16 protein-coding genes are annotated in these 17630 nt (G+C 53.7%); 9 read left to right on the forward strand and 7 right to left on the reverse strand.

Annotation, left to right across the window (positions count from 1 at the left end):
• Nucleotides 1-31 precede the first annotated feature (31 nt).
• The 3 genes from CA13_RS10925 to CA13_RS10935 form a co-directional block, all read right to left on the reverse strand.
• Nucleotides 32-1387, reverse strand: coding sequence for a sigma-54-dependent transcriptional regulator (locus tag CA13_RS10925; RefSeq protein ID WP_419194184.1), 1356 nt, complete (start codon nt 1385-1387; stop codon nt 32-34).
• On the reverse strand, nt 1377-2921 hold the full coding sequence (locus tag CA13_RS10930) for a sensor histidine kinase (RefSeq protein WP_146396317.1): 1545 nt from the start codon (nt 2919-2921) through the stop codon (nt 1377-1379). Before CA13_RS10930 ends, CA13_RS10925 begins: the two co-directional genes overlap by 11 nt.
• 253 nt (nt 2922-3174) lie before the next feature.
• Nucleotides 3175-5277 carry an elongation factor G gene (locus tag CA13_RS10935; RefSeq protein ID WP_146396319.1) on the reverse strand — a complete coding sequence of 701 codons (2103 nt, stop codon included), beginning with the start codon at nt 5275-5277 and terminating at the stop codon, nt 3175-3177.
• Between the two features lie 279 nt (nt 5278-5556).
• Between CA13_RS10935 and CA13_RS10940 the strand changes: the two genes are divergently transcribed.
• From CA13_RS10940 to infA, 7 genes are all read left to right on the forward strand, one after another.
• Nucleotides 5557-6306, forward strand: coding sequence for a carboxylesterase family protein (locus tag CA13_RS10940; protein ID WP_419194185.1), 750 nt, complete (start codon nt 5557-5559; stop codon nt 6304-6306).
• Nucleotides 6307-6464: 158 nt separating this feature from the next.
• Nucleotides 6465-7034, forward strand: coding sequence for a peptide-methionine (R)-S-oxide reductase MsrB (gene msrB, locus CA13_RS10945; RefSeq protein ID WP_146396323.1), 570 nt, complete (start codon nt 6465-6467; stop codon nt 7032-7034).
• Between the two features lie 267 nt (nt 7035-7301).
• Complete coding sequence (locus CA13_RS10950) at nt 7302-8294, forward strand: hypothetical protein (protein ID WP_146396325.1); 993 nt, start codon at nt 7302-7304, stop codon at nt 8292-8294.
• 284 nt (nt 8295-8578) lie between these two features.
• Nucleotides 8579-9118, forward strand: a complete 540-nt coding sequence (locus CA13_RS10955) for a DUF6580 family putative transport protein (RefSeq protein WP_146396328.1) — start codon at nt 8579-8581, stop codon at nt 9116-9118.
• Nucleotides 9119-9386: 268 nt separating this feature from the next.
• Nucleotides 9387-9830 (forward strand): 50S ribosomal protein L13, encoded by a 444-nt coding sequence (gene rplM, locus CA13_RS10960; protein WP_146403598.1) that lies wholly within the window; start codon nt 9387-9389, stop codon nt 9828-9830.
• A 56-nt stretch (nt 9831-9886) separates the two neighbouring features.
• Nucleotides 9887-10300, forward strand: coding sequence for a 30S ribosomal protein S9 (rpsI, locus tag CA13_RS10965; protein WP_146396331.1), 414 nt, complete (start codon nt 9887-9889; stop codon nt 10298-10300).
• A 347-nt stretch (nt 10301-10647) separates the two neighbouring features.
• A complete protein-coding gene (infA, locus tag CA13_RS10970; RefSeq protein ID WP_146396334.1) occupies nt 10648-10869 on the forward strand; it encodes a translation initiation factor IF-1 in 222 nt (73 codons plus the stop codon).
• Nucleotides 10870-11052: 183 nt separating this feature from the next.
• On the opposite strand, the gene trpC is transcribed toward infA, so the two are convergent.
• The 4 genes from trpC to CA13_RS10990 form a co-directional block, all read right to left on the reverse strand.
• Nucleotides 11053-11838 (reverse strand): indole-3-glycerol phosphate synthase TrpC, encoded by a 786-nt coding sequence (trpC, locus tag CA13_RS10975; protein WP_146396337.1) that lies wholly within the window; start codon nt 11836-11838, stop codon nt 11053-11055.
• Nucleotides 11838-13409 (reverse strand): bifunctional phosphoribosylaminoimidazolecarboxamide formyltransferase/IMP cyclohydrolase, encoded by a 1572-nt coding sequence (gene purH / locus CA13_RS10980; protein ID WP_146396339.1) that lies wholly within the window; start codon nt 13407-13409, stop codon nt 11838-11840. The genes trpC and purH overlap by 1 nt, the downstream gene beginning before the upstream one ends.
• 90 nt (nt 13410-13499) lie before the next feature.
• Nucleotides 13500-14276 (reverse strand): imidazole glycerol phosphate synthase subunit HisF, encoded by a 777-nt coding sequence (gene hisF / locus CA13_RS10985; protein WP_146396342.1) that lies wholly within the window; start codon nt 14274-14276, stop codon nt 13500-13502.
• Nucleotides 14277-14312: 36 nt separating this feature from the next.
• On the reverse strand, nt 14313-15215 hold the full coding sequence (locus tag CA13_RS10990) for a fructosamine kinase family protein (protein ID WP_419194186.1): 903 nt from the start codon (nt 15213-15215) through the stop codon (nt 14313-14315).
• A gap of 231 nt (nt 15216-15446) precedes the next feature.
• Here CA13_RS10990 and CA13_RS10995 point away from each other — a divergent pair, with 231 nt between their 5' ends.
• Nucleotides 15447-16499 (forward strand): exonuclease domain-containing protein, encoded by a 1053-nt coding sequence (locus CA13_RS10995; protein WP_146396348.1) that lies wholly within the window; start codon nt 15447-15449, stop codon nt 16497-16499.
• A gap of 81 nt (nt 16500-16580) precedes the next feature.
• Nucleotides 16581-17612: an alpha/beta hydrolase gene (locus tag CA13_RS11000; RefSeq protein ID WP_146396350.1), complete on the forward strand. Its 1032-nt coding sequence runs from the start codon at nt 16581-16583 to the stop codon at nt 17610-17612.
• The last annotated feature ends 18 nt before the right edge of the window (nt 17613-17630 follow it).

The raw sequence follows: 17630 nt of genomic DNA on the forward strand, positions 1-17630 counted from the left end.
CCGCGTCGAGGGCCGAACTCGTGAACCGACGCTACGTCGTTTTCAATTTCCGGTATAGCGTTTTGCGATCAACGCCAAGAATCTTGGCCGCTTCGGTGCGGTTTTGATTAACGGCGTTTAGAACATGCTCGATGTATCGCGATTCAATTTGTTCGAGTGAGACCAATTCCGTTGGATCGTCGCCACCGATAAAGACCGAACCGCTTCGGAAGTCGCGAATTTTGTCAGGCAAGTCGTCGATCGTCACCGTATCGTACTGAGTCAGTGCTACCGCCCGCTCCATGGCATTTCGCAATTCGCGGACATTTCCCGGCCAAGAATACTCAAGCAACTTTTCGGCTGCCGGTTCAGCAATTCCTAAGACGGGCTTGCCTGAATTCTCGGCAAATAGTTGAATAAAATGGGCTGCCAACCTTAGGATATCGGCGCCACGCGAACGGAGTGGCGGCAAGTGCAATTGGATAACGTTGATTCGATAGAACAGGTCTTGCCGAAAACGCCCGTCCTCAACGGCAGATTCCAAGTCGCGGTGGGTTGCCGCCAAGACACGCACATCAAATTCAATCTCGTGATCACTTCCGACCGGACGTAGGCGTTTCTCTTCCAAAGCACGCAGTAACTTCACTTGCATGGCAAGCGGCATGTCGCCCATTTCATCAAGCAACAAGGTTCCTCCTTCGGCTTCAAGAAACAACCCGCGCCGTTCGTTTCGTGCGTCGGTGAACGCGCCGCGGGTGTGGCCAAACAGTTCGCTTTCCAACAGCGTCTCGGACAACGCCGCACAATTGACGGCCACGAACGGTTTTTCCGATCTGCCACTGTGGCGGTGAATCGACCGGGCGACCAATTCCTTTCCAGTTCCACTTTCGCCCGTGATCAAAATCGATGCATCACTCGGTGCTGCACGGGCCAATTGGTCGTGCATTCGTCGCATCGGTTCGCTGTCCCCGAGCAATTCGCTATCCCCATCGCTGGCAAAGGACTGGGATTCCAGCAATCGAATTTGCCCGGTGAGTTTCCGCTTTTCGACGGCACGAGCGATCGTGATTGCCAGGATTCGCATTTCAACTGGCTTAACAATAAAGTCGTATGCTCCGCTACGAATCGCTGCAACGGCAGTCTCAAGGCTGCCAAACGCCGTCATCACCACCACCGGAACATCAGGTCGAAGTGCAGCAATTTGCTGGCACAATTGCAAACCGGTGGTCCCAGGCATGCAGACATCCGTCAATACGACATCAAATTCCGACTTGCGGATCAAACCGATCGCATCAGATGCACTATGGCACGAGACGGTTTCAAACCCTCGCATTTGCAATGTCGTCGCAATCAGTTCGCACATGCTGACTTCGTCATCCACGATCAGCACGCGTCCTTCATGATTCATCGGCATTCTCGTTGTGTTGCGGTGAGCGTTTGCTTGATTTGGCCGGCAAGTGAATCGTAAAACAACTCCCCTCACCGACGGAACTTTCGACATCAATCCATCCATCATGCTCTTGCACGATACCATGCGAAATTGACAAACCAAGTCCTGTGCCGCGACCGATATCTTTGGTTGTAAAGAAGGGTTCGAAGATGTGAGGTAAGTCTTGCTTGGCGATACCGTTGCCGTTATCGCAAATCGCGATCGTTCGATATCTCGTCCCAGAATCTTCGGCCCGTGAATCTTCGGCCTGAGAAATTTGGGCGATTGAATCGGAAAGCGTGATGTCGATTCGCCCGCTATCAGTTTGGTCTTCTTCCGAAAGAACCTGGATGGCGTTGACGATAAGGTTCATCAAAACTTGTTGAATTTGGCTCGAGTCGAGTTCGGCCGCCAAATCGCTGCCCGGTAAATGAACGGCAAGAGTGACGTTCTGTTTCGCCGCTAACGGTTTTGCCATGTGGACGGTTCGCTCGATCAATTCCACCAGCGACTGCTCGGTTCGATGGGGCGTGCTTTGTCTAGCAAAGTCCAATAGTTCTCGCACGGTCTTCGTAATTCGATCGGATTGCATCTTGATCGCCGAGGCACTGTCGGCAACCGATTGCGACGACAATTGGCCGCTAGTGATCAATTCCGCTCGTCCACTAATCACGTTCAGTGGCGTGCCAATTTCGTGTGCAAGCCCTGCAGCCAAGCGTCCGACACTGCTAAGTCGATCGGAATGACGAAGCTGCTGGACAACTTCGATTCGCGATTCGGTTTCCGCTTCGAGTCGTTCTCGTTGCGAGGCCAATTGGGCACACATCGTATTGATTGCGGTTGCCAAACTGCCAAGTTCGTCGTTCGATTTCACCTTGATCGGACTACCAAAATCACCCTGCCCAATCCGTTCCACTTTTTCGATCAATTGGTTTAGTGGTCGACCTACCATGGCAACGCCACCGATTAGAATCACAACACCGGATAAAGTCGCGACGCCCAGCAGTGCCAAGATCGAAGAAAGCAGTGAACGGCGAACCCAGTTGGTGGCTTCGGTATCGGGGGCAGAGACTTCGATACTTTCAGCCGCAGCGTCTGTGCCGGTGCGAATGGGGACATAGGTGTATAAGAACTTGGTACCGCTCGGATCAGGCATGCTGATCGTCGTCACTTCCTCCGTGGTGACGATCATACTTCGAGGAACGGTCGGTTGAGTATCGCCAGTGCCATGAGAATCGGTGCGAGACGGCGCACCAATTTCCACTAACCGAACACGCGCGTGCCGGACACTACGGGTGGACCGAGAAACGATCTGCTGCAACTGCACGGCGTCGCGATTGGCAATCGCATCGCGCAGCGACGGCTCGATCGTCGCCGCCAAATCGGACGCGTAGCGTTCATGCTCCGCAATGGCCAATTCGCGGTCTTGCCTGATCGTGAGGTAGGCGAAAAGCCCCACAATCAGAAGCAGCCCAACCAGAAACAGCAGCACCAATTTTGCAGCAAGTCGCATGGAAACCGGGTATTGAAGGAGGACAATAGTCCACAAACGTACAGAAAATCATTAGCAAAAGAAACGATCTGCATTGGAAGGAACGCATGAACCTTCAATACGCGAAACAGAGCCGAAGCGTTCACACCGTTCCAGCATGAAGCGATGGTCGCACGTTCGACCCTACTTCATGCCAGAACGCTCGATATGCCAGAACGCTCGATATGCCAGAACGCTCGATTCCGAGACGCCCGCCGGCCCGTCCGGGTTACAACTAAGCCGAAGTCTCTTCCAATTCTTCTTTGGCCGACTCCATTAGTTGGCGTTGCACGTCCGCTGGCATCGTCTCGTAGTGGCTAAAACTAATCGTGTAGCTACCTTGGCCTCCGGTCACACTACTGAGCGTCCGGTTGTAATGCCCGACGCTGCGAAGCGGGACTTCACAATCGATCGAGTGAATACCGCCCCGCATCGCCGTGCTGCCGAGCACGCGTCCACCACGACTGCTCATGTCGCTATAAATGTCACCCACCGAGTCCTCCGGTGCAAGCACATTCAAGTGAACGACGGGTTCTAGCAGCGCGGGCTTCGCCTGTTTGAAAACATCTCGAAAACAGAGGCTGCCAGCCATCTTGAACGCCGCTTCACTACTGTCGACGGGATGGTGCTTGCCGAAGTGAACTTCCACAGCAACGTCTTGGATTACATGGCCGGCGATCACACCGCGAGCCATTCGTTCAATGAAACCCTTTTCAATCGCTGGCATGAAGTTACCGGGAATCACACCACCAACGACCGAATCGACCCAAAGAAAGTTGTTCTCGGGGTGATAGTGATAATTCTTCAAGCTTGGAAAGCGAGCTTTCACCGCAAACGATTCGATATCGGTTCCACGAGGCAGCGGCAACATTCGAATGTGAACTTCGCCAAATTGGCCACGCCCACCCGATTGTTTCTTGTGCCGATAAGAGCCTTCCGCCGATGTGGTAATCGTTTCCCGGTAGGGGATACACGGATCGTGGGTTTCGACTTCGATCTTGTCACGCCGAGCCAATCGTTCGCGAAGCATTTGCAGATGCAATTCGCTCATCCCCGTCATCACCATTTCGCTGGTTTGAGGATCGCGAGAAAGTTTGAGCGTTTGATCTTCTTCGGTCAATTTGTGCATTGCCGTAGAAAGTTTGTTTTCGTCACCTCGCTTGGTAGGCGAAATCGCCACTCCAACCATTGGTTCAGGGAAGTCAATTTTGGGCAATTCAAATGCGCCGATCGATGTCCCCACGTGTAAGTCATCCATCTTGGCAATCGCCACAATTTCACCAGCGGATGCCGAATCAACGGCTTCGGTTTGCTCACCTTGGACTCGCATGATTGCGTTAAGCTTCACGTCTTTACGAGTACCGCTGATGTGCACCGATTGATCCTTCGCCAGAGTACCGCCGAAAATGCGGACGTAGCTGAGCTTTTGCACAAAGGGGTCGACTCGTACCTTAACGACTTGGGCTGACAGAGGAGCGTCGACAGATTGCTCGAGCGTCACCGTTTCACCGTTTTCATCGACCGCGGTTCGTTCGAGTTCATCGGGCGCGGGCGAGATCTCGTCAAGCAATTTGATTAGTTCGGTAACACCGATTCCCTCGGTCGCCGAAACGCAAAGAACGGGAATGGCGTCGCCACTGATGACCGCTTTTCGCAGTAGCTCTTTTATCGCCGGAACCTCAGGCATGTTCCCTTCGAGGTATTGTTCCATCAAGGCTTCATCGGTTTCGACAAGCTCTTCGACCAATTGTTCGTGGGCATGAGCAACATTGACGACTGCCGCGCGAGCTTCCACTGGCAATTCCACTGCCGAGGCAACGGATTGGAATGATTCACCTTGCCCAACGGGGATTTGTAACGGGATAACGGCGGATCCCCATGTCTCTTGGCATTGCTGGACAAGCGACTTGAAGTCAGCTTGAGCGTCATCCATTTTTGTAATGACAATGATTCGCGCTAGGCCTCGATTGCTGGCCTCTTCCATCGCTCGACGCGAATTCATCTGGATTCCACTATGAGCGTCGATGCAAACCACAGCGGTTTCAACGGCGGCAAGGGCTCCGATCATGCCTGAAATAAAGTCGGGATAGCCGGGAGTGTCGATCAAGCTGAATTCGTCATCGCCGCACGTCAAATGAACCAATGCCGATTCGATGGAATGATTATGAGCCTTTTCCTCGGGTTCGAAATCGCAAATACTGGTTCCGTTGCGGACATCAGGGCTACCGGGAACGGCCTGTAACTCGGCCAGCAAGCGATCAACAAGCGTTGTCTTGCCGGCCGAGGCGTGACCACATATTGCGATGTTCCTCCAGCGAAGATTGGACGTACGTGCCATCAGAGAGACTCCTTAAAGTCAGAAGCGGGTAAACTCCTGTTGCCAAACCACCAAGGTTGGCTGGAGTCACCAAGCGAAGACGAAGCGTCTAATTTAGAGCCCTTGCGCCGCAAATGCAAAGGCAGTATCGTCCTGTGACAGGATGCCGCAGGCAGGCGGTTCAGATGCCACGGGCAGCCAACTCAGAATCCACGGGCAGACAGTTCAACAGTAAATACGTCACATCAATGTGTTCGTGTTCCTCCCTCCCATTCCCCCCATTTACAGGACGAGACTTTCGTGATCACGAAACAATCAATCGGTTTGTTCACCGTTTTAACATGTTGCCACATCGCCGCAGGGCGCGCACAAGCCGAATCACCCCAATCCGGAGAGCAGGTCGAACTACGCTTCGCAACCTCGGATTCGGCCGAGGTGCCTTACCTGCTCTATTTGCCGAAGGGCTACGACGAATCCGAGAAGGCCTTTCCACTCGTATTCTTTCTTCACGGGCGGGGTGAAAGCAACGGACCGTTGAGCTTGGTTGCCAAGTGGGGACCACCGATGATGGCCGAACGGGGTGATGAACTCCCATTTATCTTGGTTTCTCCGCAATGCCCAACAAAGGATTCGTGGAGTTCGGCGACTCAGCAAAAACGGCTTGCCGAACTACTTGATTCGATATCCAAGTCGCACCGCATCGACCAAACACGCGTCTATTTAACCGGGCTAAGCATGGGAGGATACGGGTCATGGCGGATGGCAGCAGATCATCCCGAACGATTCGCTGCGGTCGTTCCAATCTGTGGCGGGGGCGATCCCAAAGATGCCCCCAAATTAATCAACACTCCGATCTGGGCGTTTCATGGTGTCGACGATAGCGTTGTCCCGTTTGAGCAATCCCAAAAAATGGTCGATGCCATTCAGGCTGCTGGCGGGACCATGGTTCGCTTAACATCGCTCGAACATATCAACCACAACAGTTGGTCAGCGACGTATGCAACACCGGAACTGTTTCATTGGATGCTGAGCCACAACCGGAAAGAGTAAACATACGAACACATTCTTTCTCGCGATCATTGGCGACTTTGGTTGCCAGTTGGTCATTATGGATAGAATAGTGATGCCCCGTTTGGGTGGTCATTCTTTTCGACCATTTTGACCAATGGAATTTCGATCATTCGCAACCGTTTCCCGGGAGTCCACCGATGCAACGAACTGTTCCACTAAGCTTATTGGCCCTTTTGGCTGTGGTGTTTCTTCACCCAATTTGCGTCGCTGAGGAACCAACCTCCGCGACGGTAGGTACGCAGGTCATTGCTGCGGATTCCGATACCGAAAAGACGGAACCATACAAACCACTTAGCAAGGTGGAAATTCGAAAGAAGCTATCGCGAATTCAATACGATGTGACACAAAACGAAGCAACCGAACCAGCGTTTCGCAACCGTTATTGGGACAACAAGAAGAAGGGCAGCTACCACTGCATCGTTTGCGAACAGCCACTATTCACCAGCGAAACGAAGTACAAATCGGGAACAGGATGGCCAAGTTTTTTTGCACCCGTCGATCAGAAAGTCGTTGGTTTTCGTAACGATTGGAAACTGGTGTACACTCGGGTCGAAGTCCACTGTTCGCGATGTGGCGCGCATTTGGGGCACGTTTTCAACGACGGACCGCGACCAACCGGAAAACGTTACTGCATGAACAGTGCCTCGCTTGCATTCGAACCGGAATCCGAGAGCAACAAAACGCCCACCAAGAAGGTCGCGGATTGACCGTGGCATTCCTCTCGCCCGGCTTGTTCGGCTTGTAACGATTGGCGTCCTGTAGCGATTATGTGGCGAGTGGTAGACGCCACTCGTTTTTCCGTGTTCAAAGGTCGAATCCATACAACTAGAACCGTTGGCAAACACCTAGGCTCGTCTATTGGACCAAGCATTCATTGCATGGAAACCGAGGTGACAGCAATACCGACGTGACGGCAATACGGTTCAGTTAAAGATTACGGATTCTACCGATTCAATCGCCGGGAGCAGCGTGGCATGGATGCGACGAACAAAAAGAATACGGACAAGACAAGGTTGTTTTCAACCTTCGCCCCCATAGCCAGCAGTTGCGTGCTCGCCATCGCGGCGTCAGCGTTTTCAGGTAACCTCACCCACGCGGAATCTTCCGAATTCGCTCGCATGCTGCAAGCGGAAAACCAGCACATCGCTGGCCAGGTTTCCAATGCAGCGGAGTTGGTGGACCCGGTTCCCTATGCGATCGATGCACCTCGCATTGCACGCAACAGACAGGATCGAGTGATCGTAGTCCCGAAGACTAACGACGTCCTGAGGATTAACGACGCGAACCAGCTAGGATCATCCACGGTCAAAGCCGCCAGTCGCTTTCATGACACCGCCTTCATCTTCACCATGCAGGACAACGCGGATGAAGAGGATCTAAAGCTAGACGCTAACGAAGAAGACGCGGACGATGTCGATGCAGACGAAATCACTCGAAACCGCAAGAAACGAAACTTGCTTGACCAAGATGAATCCCAGGGTCGCCAGCCGGAGGTTTTGAACGGACGATTTGAATTGCCCGCTTTGGCAGCTGCGACGACCAACACGTCGAACGTCGGCAACGGCAAAACGCCCGATGGATTCCGTGCGGACCATGTTTCCCCCGTCGCACCGTTACCGGAATCAGGAATCGAACGCGACGACCAATGGACTTGGACGATGCGAACTTGGGCCGCTCCCAATACGTTTTCGAATCCCCGTTATTTCGAGGACCGGATGCTTGAACGGCATGGCCATGAACGCTGGGGACATTGGACGCCACTGGCTTCTGGGGTGCGGTTTTTTGGCACAGCTCCACTGCTTCCTTACCTAGCGACAGTCCAGCACCCGACGGAATGCGAGTACACGCTCGGCTATTTCCGCACCGGAAACTGTGCCCCCGCTTACCTGCAACGACCACCATATGAGCGAAAAGCTGTGGTCGCGGAAGCGACTGCGATCGCTGCTGGCGTTTTGATCATCCCTTAAGCGACAAAAGAAGTCGCAGAGACTGCCCATCGTGCGATCCCAGCAAGTCCTCAAAGGACTGCCGCCGGAACCGTAATCGTTAAGCACACGGTACGAAATGCTCCGTTTGGAGCGGCGATACGCAACGGGTGTCAGTGACGATGATTTTGTCAAAACCAAGAAAACGTCCAGCAGGTCTTCACGCGGACGCGATTGGGGATTAAAACTGCAAATGGCTTGACCCACAGAGGCTTGTGGTCGCCCCGTTCAAAAGCTTGCCAATATTGAAGGTTGGATGCACCCTAATGTTTTACTTACTCGTTCTCGCTGTCGCGGTTAGCCGCTTGCTGCCACATCCCCCTAACGTCGCTTGCGTCGCCGCTTTGGGACTTTTTGCGGGCTGTTATTTGCAGGGCCGCCGAGCTTACCTCGTACCGATGGCCGTGATGTTGTGCAGCGATCTAGCCGGTCACTTGCTTGGCATCCCAGGACTTGGATTCTACAGCCCGATCGCATTCGCATTGGTATATGTGGGGCTTCTCGCTTCGGTACCCGTCGGACGAATGTTGGCTAACTCCAATAGCAAAAGCACGCTTTGGCACTATCCAGCAGCATCGGTTGTGGCGACGTCCCTGTTTTTCGTGATCAGCAACTTCGGCGTCTGGTTGGCTGGCTGGTATCCGCTGACGACTGGCGGTTTGACCGCTTGTTACGTCAACGCGATTCCGTTCTACGGATTGTCGGCCGCAGGCGATTTGTTCTTCACGGTTGCCCTATTCGGCACCTGGGAACTGTCACGCCGCTGGAACCACTCGTCCGTGCTGCAAGGTCATTTGGCCCGCTAGGCATTTGGCCCGCTAGGCGTTTGGCCCTCAAACGTCAAGAATTTTGGCTCGCCGGTGGTTTCTCTTCCCGCCGGGCGGATTCCAACGCTCTGTTTTCCTGAAATGGAAACAAATCAGGCCCTTTTCCATGTGAAAGGCCTTGCCGGCAAGCGAATTGCCCGATAAATTCCTCGATTCCCTGGCCAGCAATATCTGGGGAAAATCTAAATCGAACATCCATCAGCTCTAAATAATCGAAGAAATACCCGTGGTCGCTCAACGAACATTCATGGCAAAGCCCGACCAAGTCGCAAAAAAGTGGCATGTTGTCGATGCCAGCGACGAAGTACTCGGCCGATTGGCCAGCGACATCGCAACCGTTTTGATGGGAAAACATCGCCCTGAATACACGCCTCACGTCGATTGCGGTGACTTTGTCATCGTGGTCAACGCGGAAAAAGTTGCGATGACAGGCCGTAAAATGGACGCCCGACACTACACATGGTACACCGGCTACACGGGCCTTCGCCTCGAGAGCTACGGGGACCGCCAACAACGAAAACCTGAAGACTTGATTCTTCACGCGGTTCGCCGCATGTTGCCAAAGAACAAGTTGGCCACGCAAATGCTGTCGAAACTGAAGATCTACGCAGGCCCTGAGCACCCACATGCGGCCCAGTGCCCGACCGAGTTCGTTCGAACCGGCAAGAAGACGACTCCCTCAAACGGCTAGTCCCAACTCGATCCTCCCCAACTCAATTCAACATTTCAACCCGAAACTCAGAATCTATGGTCGCTGTAAAGAAGGACAAAATCAACGGTGACGCGCTCGGCACCGGCCGTCGCAAAAGTAGTGTTGCTCGCGTGCGTGTCCGCGCTGGAAGCGGCAACATCACAATCAACTCAAAACCGTTGAGCGAGTATTTTGCGAACGTACAAGACCAAGCTGCGATCACCCAAACGCTCGAAGCAGTCGAATTCGGCAGCAAAGTTGATGTGATTGCTCGCGTCGGCGGTGGTGGAATGACGGGACAAAGCGGTGCCGTTCGAATGGGCTTAGCCCGGGCATTGGTTAGCTATGATGAAACGCTACACGAACCACTTCGCGATGGAAGCTATTTGACGCGAGATTCACGCATGAAGGAACGAAAGAAACCAGGCCTTCGCGGTGCTCGTCGAGGCGTCCAGTTCAGCAAGCGTTAAGAAGCTGGATTGCGATCACCATCCAATGGTGGCCCACCAAGACGAACGCAACAGATTAGTGAATGTTGCCGCAGTTGATCGATATACAACAACAAGGCAGGACCGATGTCCTGCCTTGTTGCCGTTTAAGGCATGAAATGTGCATTATCCCACATGCGAAAGCCGCCTAAATGCCTATTTGGCAAGTGAAAAACAGGATTTCCTGCGCTTCAAATTGACGCAGCACGAACCGATTTTATCGTGAATTCAGGGGTATCCCTGGCTGCGATGGACACCATGCCCTAGATTTTTCGCTGCCAGCTTGGTCTAATTCCGGCCACACGAACTTAAACACATAGGTCTGAAACTTGGGAAAAAAAGAAGAAGCCTTCGAAGTCGAAGGTACCGTCACACAAGCACTCGCAAACACACGTTTCCGCGTCCAATTGGAAACGGGTAGCGAGGTTATGGCGCACGTCGCAGGACGAATGCGCAAGCACTTTATCCGTATCGTTCCTGGCGATAAGGTCCGGGTCGAACTATCGCCTTATGATTTGACAAAAGGTCGAATCGTCTTCCGAGAACGGTAGCGAGTTTACTGACACAATGCCAACGGGAACCCTGCCTTTGGCTGATTCAGTTCACAGCGTCCGCTAGCTTCGGCAACCGTGCCTGCTGCCCAGAGCCACAAGACCTGCTGCCCAGAGCCACAAGACCTGCTGCGAACGCCGTAGCACCCCAAAGAGAGAGTGCGCCGCATTAGAACCGAAAGCTTATCGGTTATCACCCAACAACTCTCGGGTCGCCTGTTCAATGTCGGGCTTTCGCATCAGCGACTCGCCGACCAAGACAGCCTTCACACCAGCCTTACCCAGCCGGATCAAATCGTCGTGCGTACGGATCCCACTTTCGCCAACCACCAACCGGTCACCTGGAATCAATTCCCGCATTCGAATCGTGTGTTCAATATCGGTGTGAAATGTCTTTAAGTCGCGATTATTGATTCCCACCAGCGGAGTGCCAGTTGCGAGCACGGCATCCAAATTCGACGGCTCGAACAACTCGATCAGAGTCTGAAGCCCCATTGCGACCGCCTCGTCGTGGAGCTTGACAAGCTCGTCCGCCGATAAGCATTCGGCAATCAACAAGGCACAATCCGCACCAGCCTCGCGAGCTTGCAGCAACTGGTAACGATCGACAATGAAATCCTTCCTCAGCAACGGCACGTCAACCGCGCGGCGAACATCACGCAAATAGTCAAGCGACCCTTTAAAAAAGGGCTCGTCTGTTAGTACGCTGATGCAGGCGGCACCCGCAGTGACGTATTGCTCGGCGATTTGAACCGGATTGAAATCATCGCGAATCAACCCTGCCGACGGGCTCGCTCGCTTCACTTCAGCGATCAATTGCACTAATCCGCCACAGGCCAATGCTGCGTGAAAGTCTCGACATGGCGGCAACCCCGCAATCGCAGATTCCAAATCCGATTCGGGCCGATTCGCCTTATCATGAGCGATTGTTTTGCGAGTCTCAACAATGATTTTGTCTAGAATGGTCATCAATGTTTGAAGTGCCGGCGGCCGGTTAAGACGAGAGGAATACCATGCTGGTTACACGCTGCAATGACTTCGGAATCCCGCCGCGAACCACCAGGTTGAACCACAGCAACCACGCCCGCTTCGGCTGCCGCTTCGATCGAATCGGGAAACGGAAAGAACGCGTCCGAAGCCAACACCGAACCACTCGCCCGGTCGCCTGCTTTGTCGATTGAAATTTCGACACTGTCGACACGGCTCATTTGCCCTGCGCCAACACCGATTAACGCAGTGTCTTTGGCCAATACAATCGCGTTACTCTTGACGTGACGAACCATTTCCCAAGCAAATGAGATGTCATCCCAAAGCTCATCGTCCACTTGGACATCGGTGACCGTCTTCCACTGCAACGGTGCACTGGTCATCCGGTCGGCGTCTTGGACAAGCATGCCGCCACTGATGAACCGTCGCTGAATCGCCGGTCCAGTGTCGTCCAAACGGCCAACTTGCATCAGCCGGACGTTATCTTTCCATTTGGGCCGTGTTGTGAGCAAGCCAACCGCACTGGCTTCGAAATCGGGCGCAACAATCGCTTCGATAAACAAACCGGGTTCGCACAGCAATTCCGCAGTTTCCACGTCAATCGTGCGATTGAATCCGAGGACCGAACCAAAGGCACTCAGTGGATCACCGGCCAGTGCTTTGCTGCATGCCGAAGCGATTCGCTCGGCTGTTGCGGCACCACAGGGATTGTTGTGCTTCATCACCGATACCGCAGGCTGTGCGAAACCGCGAACGATTTCCAAGGCCGCGTCGAGATCAAGTAGGTTGTTGTACGAAAGCTCTTTGCCACTAATTTGCCGAGCGGAAACGAGGTTGGCCGATTTCACCGACGGATCGCTGTACAGAGCCGCCCGTTGATGAGGGTTTTCGCCGTAACGCAATTGGGCCTTGCGGCGAAGCGACATGTACATCGTCGAAGGAAATTCGCCCTTCAATGAATCGCCACGCATGTAATCGGCAATCGCTCGGTCGTAGCACGCAGTGTGCTCGAACGCCTCCGCAGTCAAGGTCTGACGCATGGCCAAATCCGTTCCACCGAGCGACTCTAGCTGTTCGAGGATGTCGCCATATTGGTCGGGGCTGGTAGCGACGGCGACATCGTTGTGATTTTTCGCAGCGGCCCGCACCAAGCTTGGCCCGCCGATATCGATTTGCTCAACACATTCTTCGCGAGTCGCACCGACCTTAGCCGCCGTCGCTTCGAAGGGGTACAAATTAACAACCACCAAATCGAACGGAACCATCCCGTGCTCGCTCATACTGGCGACGTGATCATCGCGATCACGGATCCCGAGAATTCCACCGAAGATTTTGGGGTGCAATGTCTTAACGCGACCGTCCATCATTTCGGGGAAGCCGGTGTAATCAGCTACGTCACGGACTTGGACACCGGATTCTTCCAGATGTTTTCGCGTGCCGCCAGTGCTGTAGATTGTGACGCCACACTCAACGAGCCCGATCGCGAAATCGGCCAAGCCAAGCTTATCACTAACACTAATAAGAGCATTTTTTACAGGAACAACGTCGGACACAGTGACTCGGCCATGGTTGAAGGAATAAGGCGTTCAGATCGTGCCTACAAACTTCCCATCGGCGATGATTTTGGTCAACCCGGTCAGCAGTCAACGAGGATCTAAACGCACCGGAATCCCATTGTCTCGCATGACTTGTTTGGTTTCGGCAATGGTGAATTGGCCGAAATGAAATATGCTGGCCGCCAACGCTGCGTCCGCTTTGCCGATCTTGATCGCGTCTGCTAAATGCTGCGGACATCCCGCCCCGCCACTGGCCACCACCGGAATATTCACCGCGGAACTCACTGCCGATGTGATCGGCAAGTCAAAGCCATCGCACGTCCCATCGGCGTCCATACTGGTCAGGACGATTTCGCCTGCCCCAAGTTGTTCGACTTCCTTGGCCCACTCGACAGCCTGCAATCCGGTTGGCGTCCGTCCGCCATTGATATGGACTTCCCAAAACTCTTCGCCATCACGATCAACCCGCTTGGGGTCGATGTTCACGACGATGCATTGGCTACCGAATCGGTCGGCCGCACGGCGGACAAAATCGGGGTCTTTACAGGCCGTTGAATTGATCGAAACCTTATCACAACCGGCAGACAATAATGCACGAACATCCTCGATCGTGCGGATACCACCACCCACCGTGAGCGGCATGAAAATTTGCTCGGCCGTTCGCCGGACAACATCCAAAATGATGTCGCGATCCTCGTGGCTGGCCGTGATATCCAAGAACACCAACTCGTCCGCACCCTCGGCCTCGTAGCGACGCGCCACTTCGACCGGATCGCCTGCATCGCGAAGGTTCACAAAATTCGTCCCTTTCACGACACGACCGCCGTGGACGTCTAAACAGGGAATCACTCGCGCTGCGAGCATAGTGGAAATCTCTCAGAGAATTGGAATAGAAGTTTGTTAAGATGCCCGCAGTATTTCAGCTGCCACCGACCGGCATTGGCCCAAGTAGCCGCTACCGAAAAGGTTCAAATGATTGAGCAAGTGATATAGAACATAGACGTTGCTTCGCCGTTGCCAACCATCCCGCATCGGCCAAGTCTGCTGATAGGCGTCGTAAAACGAATCTGGACACGATCCGAACAGCCGAATCATACCGAATTCCGCTTCGTGACAACCGTACGAAACCGCAGGATCGACTAACGCCGGTTGGCCCTCGGATCCGCAAAGGTAATTGCCGCTCCATAAATCGCCATGTAGCAGCGAGGTTTCTGCCCGGCGACCTTCGAGCAAATCCGACATCGCATCGAGGATCTGTTGGCAATCACGCCGCAGCCCCGCATCGGCCAAACCTTGATCAACGGCCCATCGAATTTGAAAACCGATTCGATTTTCGGCAACAAAATCGCTCCACGACTCTGCGTCACGTCCGTTCTTCTGCTTCGCAGCACCTAGATAGTTGTCTCGCGGCCACCCGATCCTCTCTGCCGCCGTCGCTTGGTGCAATTTCGCCAACTCTCTCCCAAACTTGGGGAAAAAAGCCTCCGATCGCGTCGACGGTTCCATCCACTCGATCACCAACCACGAAGCACCGTTGGCGTTACCGGTCACGAACGGGCGAGGAATCCGAATCGTTTCGGTCTTGGCGAGCGCTTCCAAACCTTCAAACTCGCATGAAAAGTTGTCCGCAAACGAAAGATCGTTGGTTTTGACAAACAACGTTCGTGCGATAAACGACTCGGGGACCAAATCGACTCGCAACGAATCGCTGATACAACCGCCACCAACCGAATCAACGCGAGCAACACGGATCCCCGGATCCACCATTGTTTGCAGCATTGTTTCGGCAGCCGTTTGGTTCATCGTCAATACCTGCATTTTCGCGAAGCCAATATGTTTCTAGAATAGCTTAGCGAGTTACGAGCCAGATCATTTTTCGCAGCGAACATTTTTCGCAGCGAACCAGCACCTTTCGCAGCTAACCAGCACCAGAGGGGCACCAACAGAAGGTTATCGCCAGCAGCGTAGCCTAGCGAGAATCCCCAAGCTTTGGCGAGACTAGCGACAACCTATCCATCGACTATTAGGAACCGGATGAGCTTCGCGGCGAACTTTATCGCTATCGACTTCGAAACGGCCAATCGCCGCAGCGACAGTGCTTGCCAATTGGCGGCCGTGGTGGTTCGCGACGGCGAGATCGCCGAGTCAAAGATGTGGATGATTCGCCCCGAACCATTCTACTTCAGCCCATTCAACATTGACATTCATGGCATTTCGCCCGACCAAGTGAGCGAGCAGCCGAACTTTGCCGAGCACTGGGACGACATCGCATCATTCCTGACGATTGGGCCTCGCCAAAAAATGGGGGCTCGCCAAGAGGAACAAATGTGCTTGGTCGCTCACAATGCGGCGTTTGATGTTGGCGTACTCACCGCATGTCTGAAAACCCATCACTTGCAGATTCCCGAATTCGGGTACACCTGCACTCGGTCCATTGCCCGCCAAACGTGGCCGAGACGACCTCGGTTTGGATTAAAGCCACTTTCCGATTGGCTTGGTCATACCTTTCGTCACCACGACGCACTCGAAGATTCCGTCGCCTGCGCCAAGATCCTGCTGGCCGCCGGCATCCAACGCCAAGCCACGTCGATCGATGACCTCGAGAAAAAACTTCGACTCTCGCGTGGTACCGCTGGGCCGTGGGGCAAAAAAGGACCGAAAAAATCAAACGCCCGTCCGCGATCGAGTGCGGCACCCAAGGAGAAAAAAAAGGATGCGATCGGAAATGCGAGCGAACCCTCCAAGTGGTTCGATTTGCAGCGGCTAATGATTCGAGCCGAATTCATTCGTCCGCTATCGGGAAAAACGGTCGTATTCACCGGCCAGATGAAAGGCCTGACTCGCCGAGAAGCAGAATTGTTGGCAGTCCGGCTCGGAGGGAACTGTAGCGACACGCTCAGCACAGCGACCGATTTGTTGATCGTCGGCGACGCAGACCACAGTGCCAACGCAGACCACAGTGCCGACGCGACTAGCGTCCACGAAGAAACCGCGAAAAAGTACCAAGCTTCGGGACAACCGATACGGATTCTCAGTGAGGATGAATTCCTGGGGCTAATCATTTCCACCTCCAACGAAGCGCAGTGATCGAAACGGGCTCCTAGGAGCTAGCCGCGTGGCGGTTGATACATCCCACACCACTCGATCTACCCGAGAAGACTGATAAACATGCGTTCGACCTACCTTGCCGCTATTTTTGTTCTTCTAATCATCCTGCCTAAATCGCAAGCATTTTGGCCACAATTGCCCATCGAAATTCCGCTTGGAAACCGAGCCGAGCAAACGGAATCCGACACCAAAGACACTGCTACGGAAGATTCTGCCATGAACTTGTTTAACAAAACCGCTGGCGGGACCCAGTGGTGGACCGATCACGTTTGGAAAAACGGATATCGAATTCAACAAAATGCACTCACCGAACATTGGCGTCTGCTCAACCCATCCGACACGCGTTTGACATGGGGAACACGGAAAGAGTGTGATACCGAACTGGCAAAACAAAACATGAATGGCAAGGACAAGGCACGCGCCGTGGTTCTGCTGCACGGTTTAATGCGGACCCATCATTCGATGAAATCACTCGAGCAAGAGTTGGCGACACAAAGTGACACAGCCGTGATCCGTTTCGCCTACGCCAGCTCACGCGAATCCATCAGCGAGCATGCGGCGGCACTACGGGATGTGCTCGAAGGATTGCCCATCGAGACCCGCATTAGTTTCGTCGGTCACAGCATGGGGAACATCGTTGTTCGTCATCTGATCGGCGATCTTCAAAACGAAGGCGACCCCAAACAAATTCTCTCTCGTTGCGAAGCGATGGTCATGCTCGGCCCTCCCAATCAAGGTGCCGCGATCGCCCGTCGTTTGTCAACCAACACACTGTATGGATGGGTTACCGGAAAAGGAGGCCTTGAACTCGGCCCCGAGTGGGACGCGTTCGAGAAACGATTGGCGACTCCGCCGTTTCCGTTTGCGATTCTTGCTGGCGATGTTTCCGAAAATTCGGTGCAAAACCCACTGGTCGACGGAGCGAGCGATTTCGTGGTGAGTATCGAGGAAGCAAAACTTGAAGGAGCCGAAGTTTTCAAAACGGTTCCGGCACTACATAGCTTTCTGATGAGCAACGACGAGGCACGCAAATTCACCATCGATTTCCTGGCTTCCCACCAATCACCGAAGGACAAGGACAAAGATCGTTAGCGATTCACACCGTAGCCT

The sequence above is a fragment of the Novipirellula herctigrandis genome, from assembly GCA_007859835.1.
GTDB lineage: Bacteria > Planctomycetota > Planctomycetia > Pirellulales > Pirellulaceae > Novipirellula_A > Novipirellula_A herctigrandis.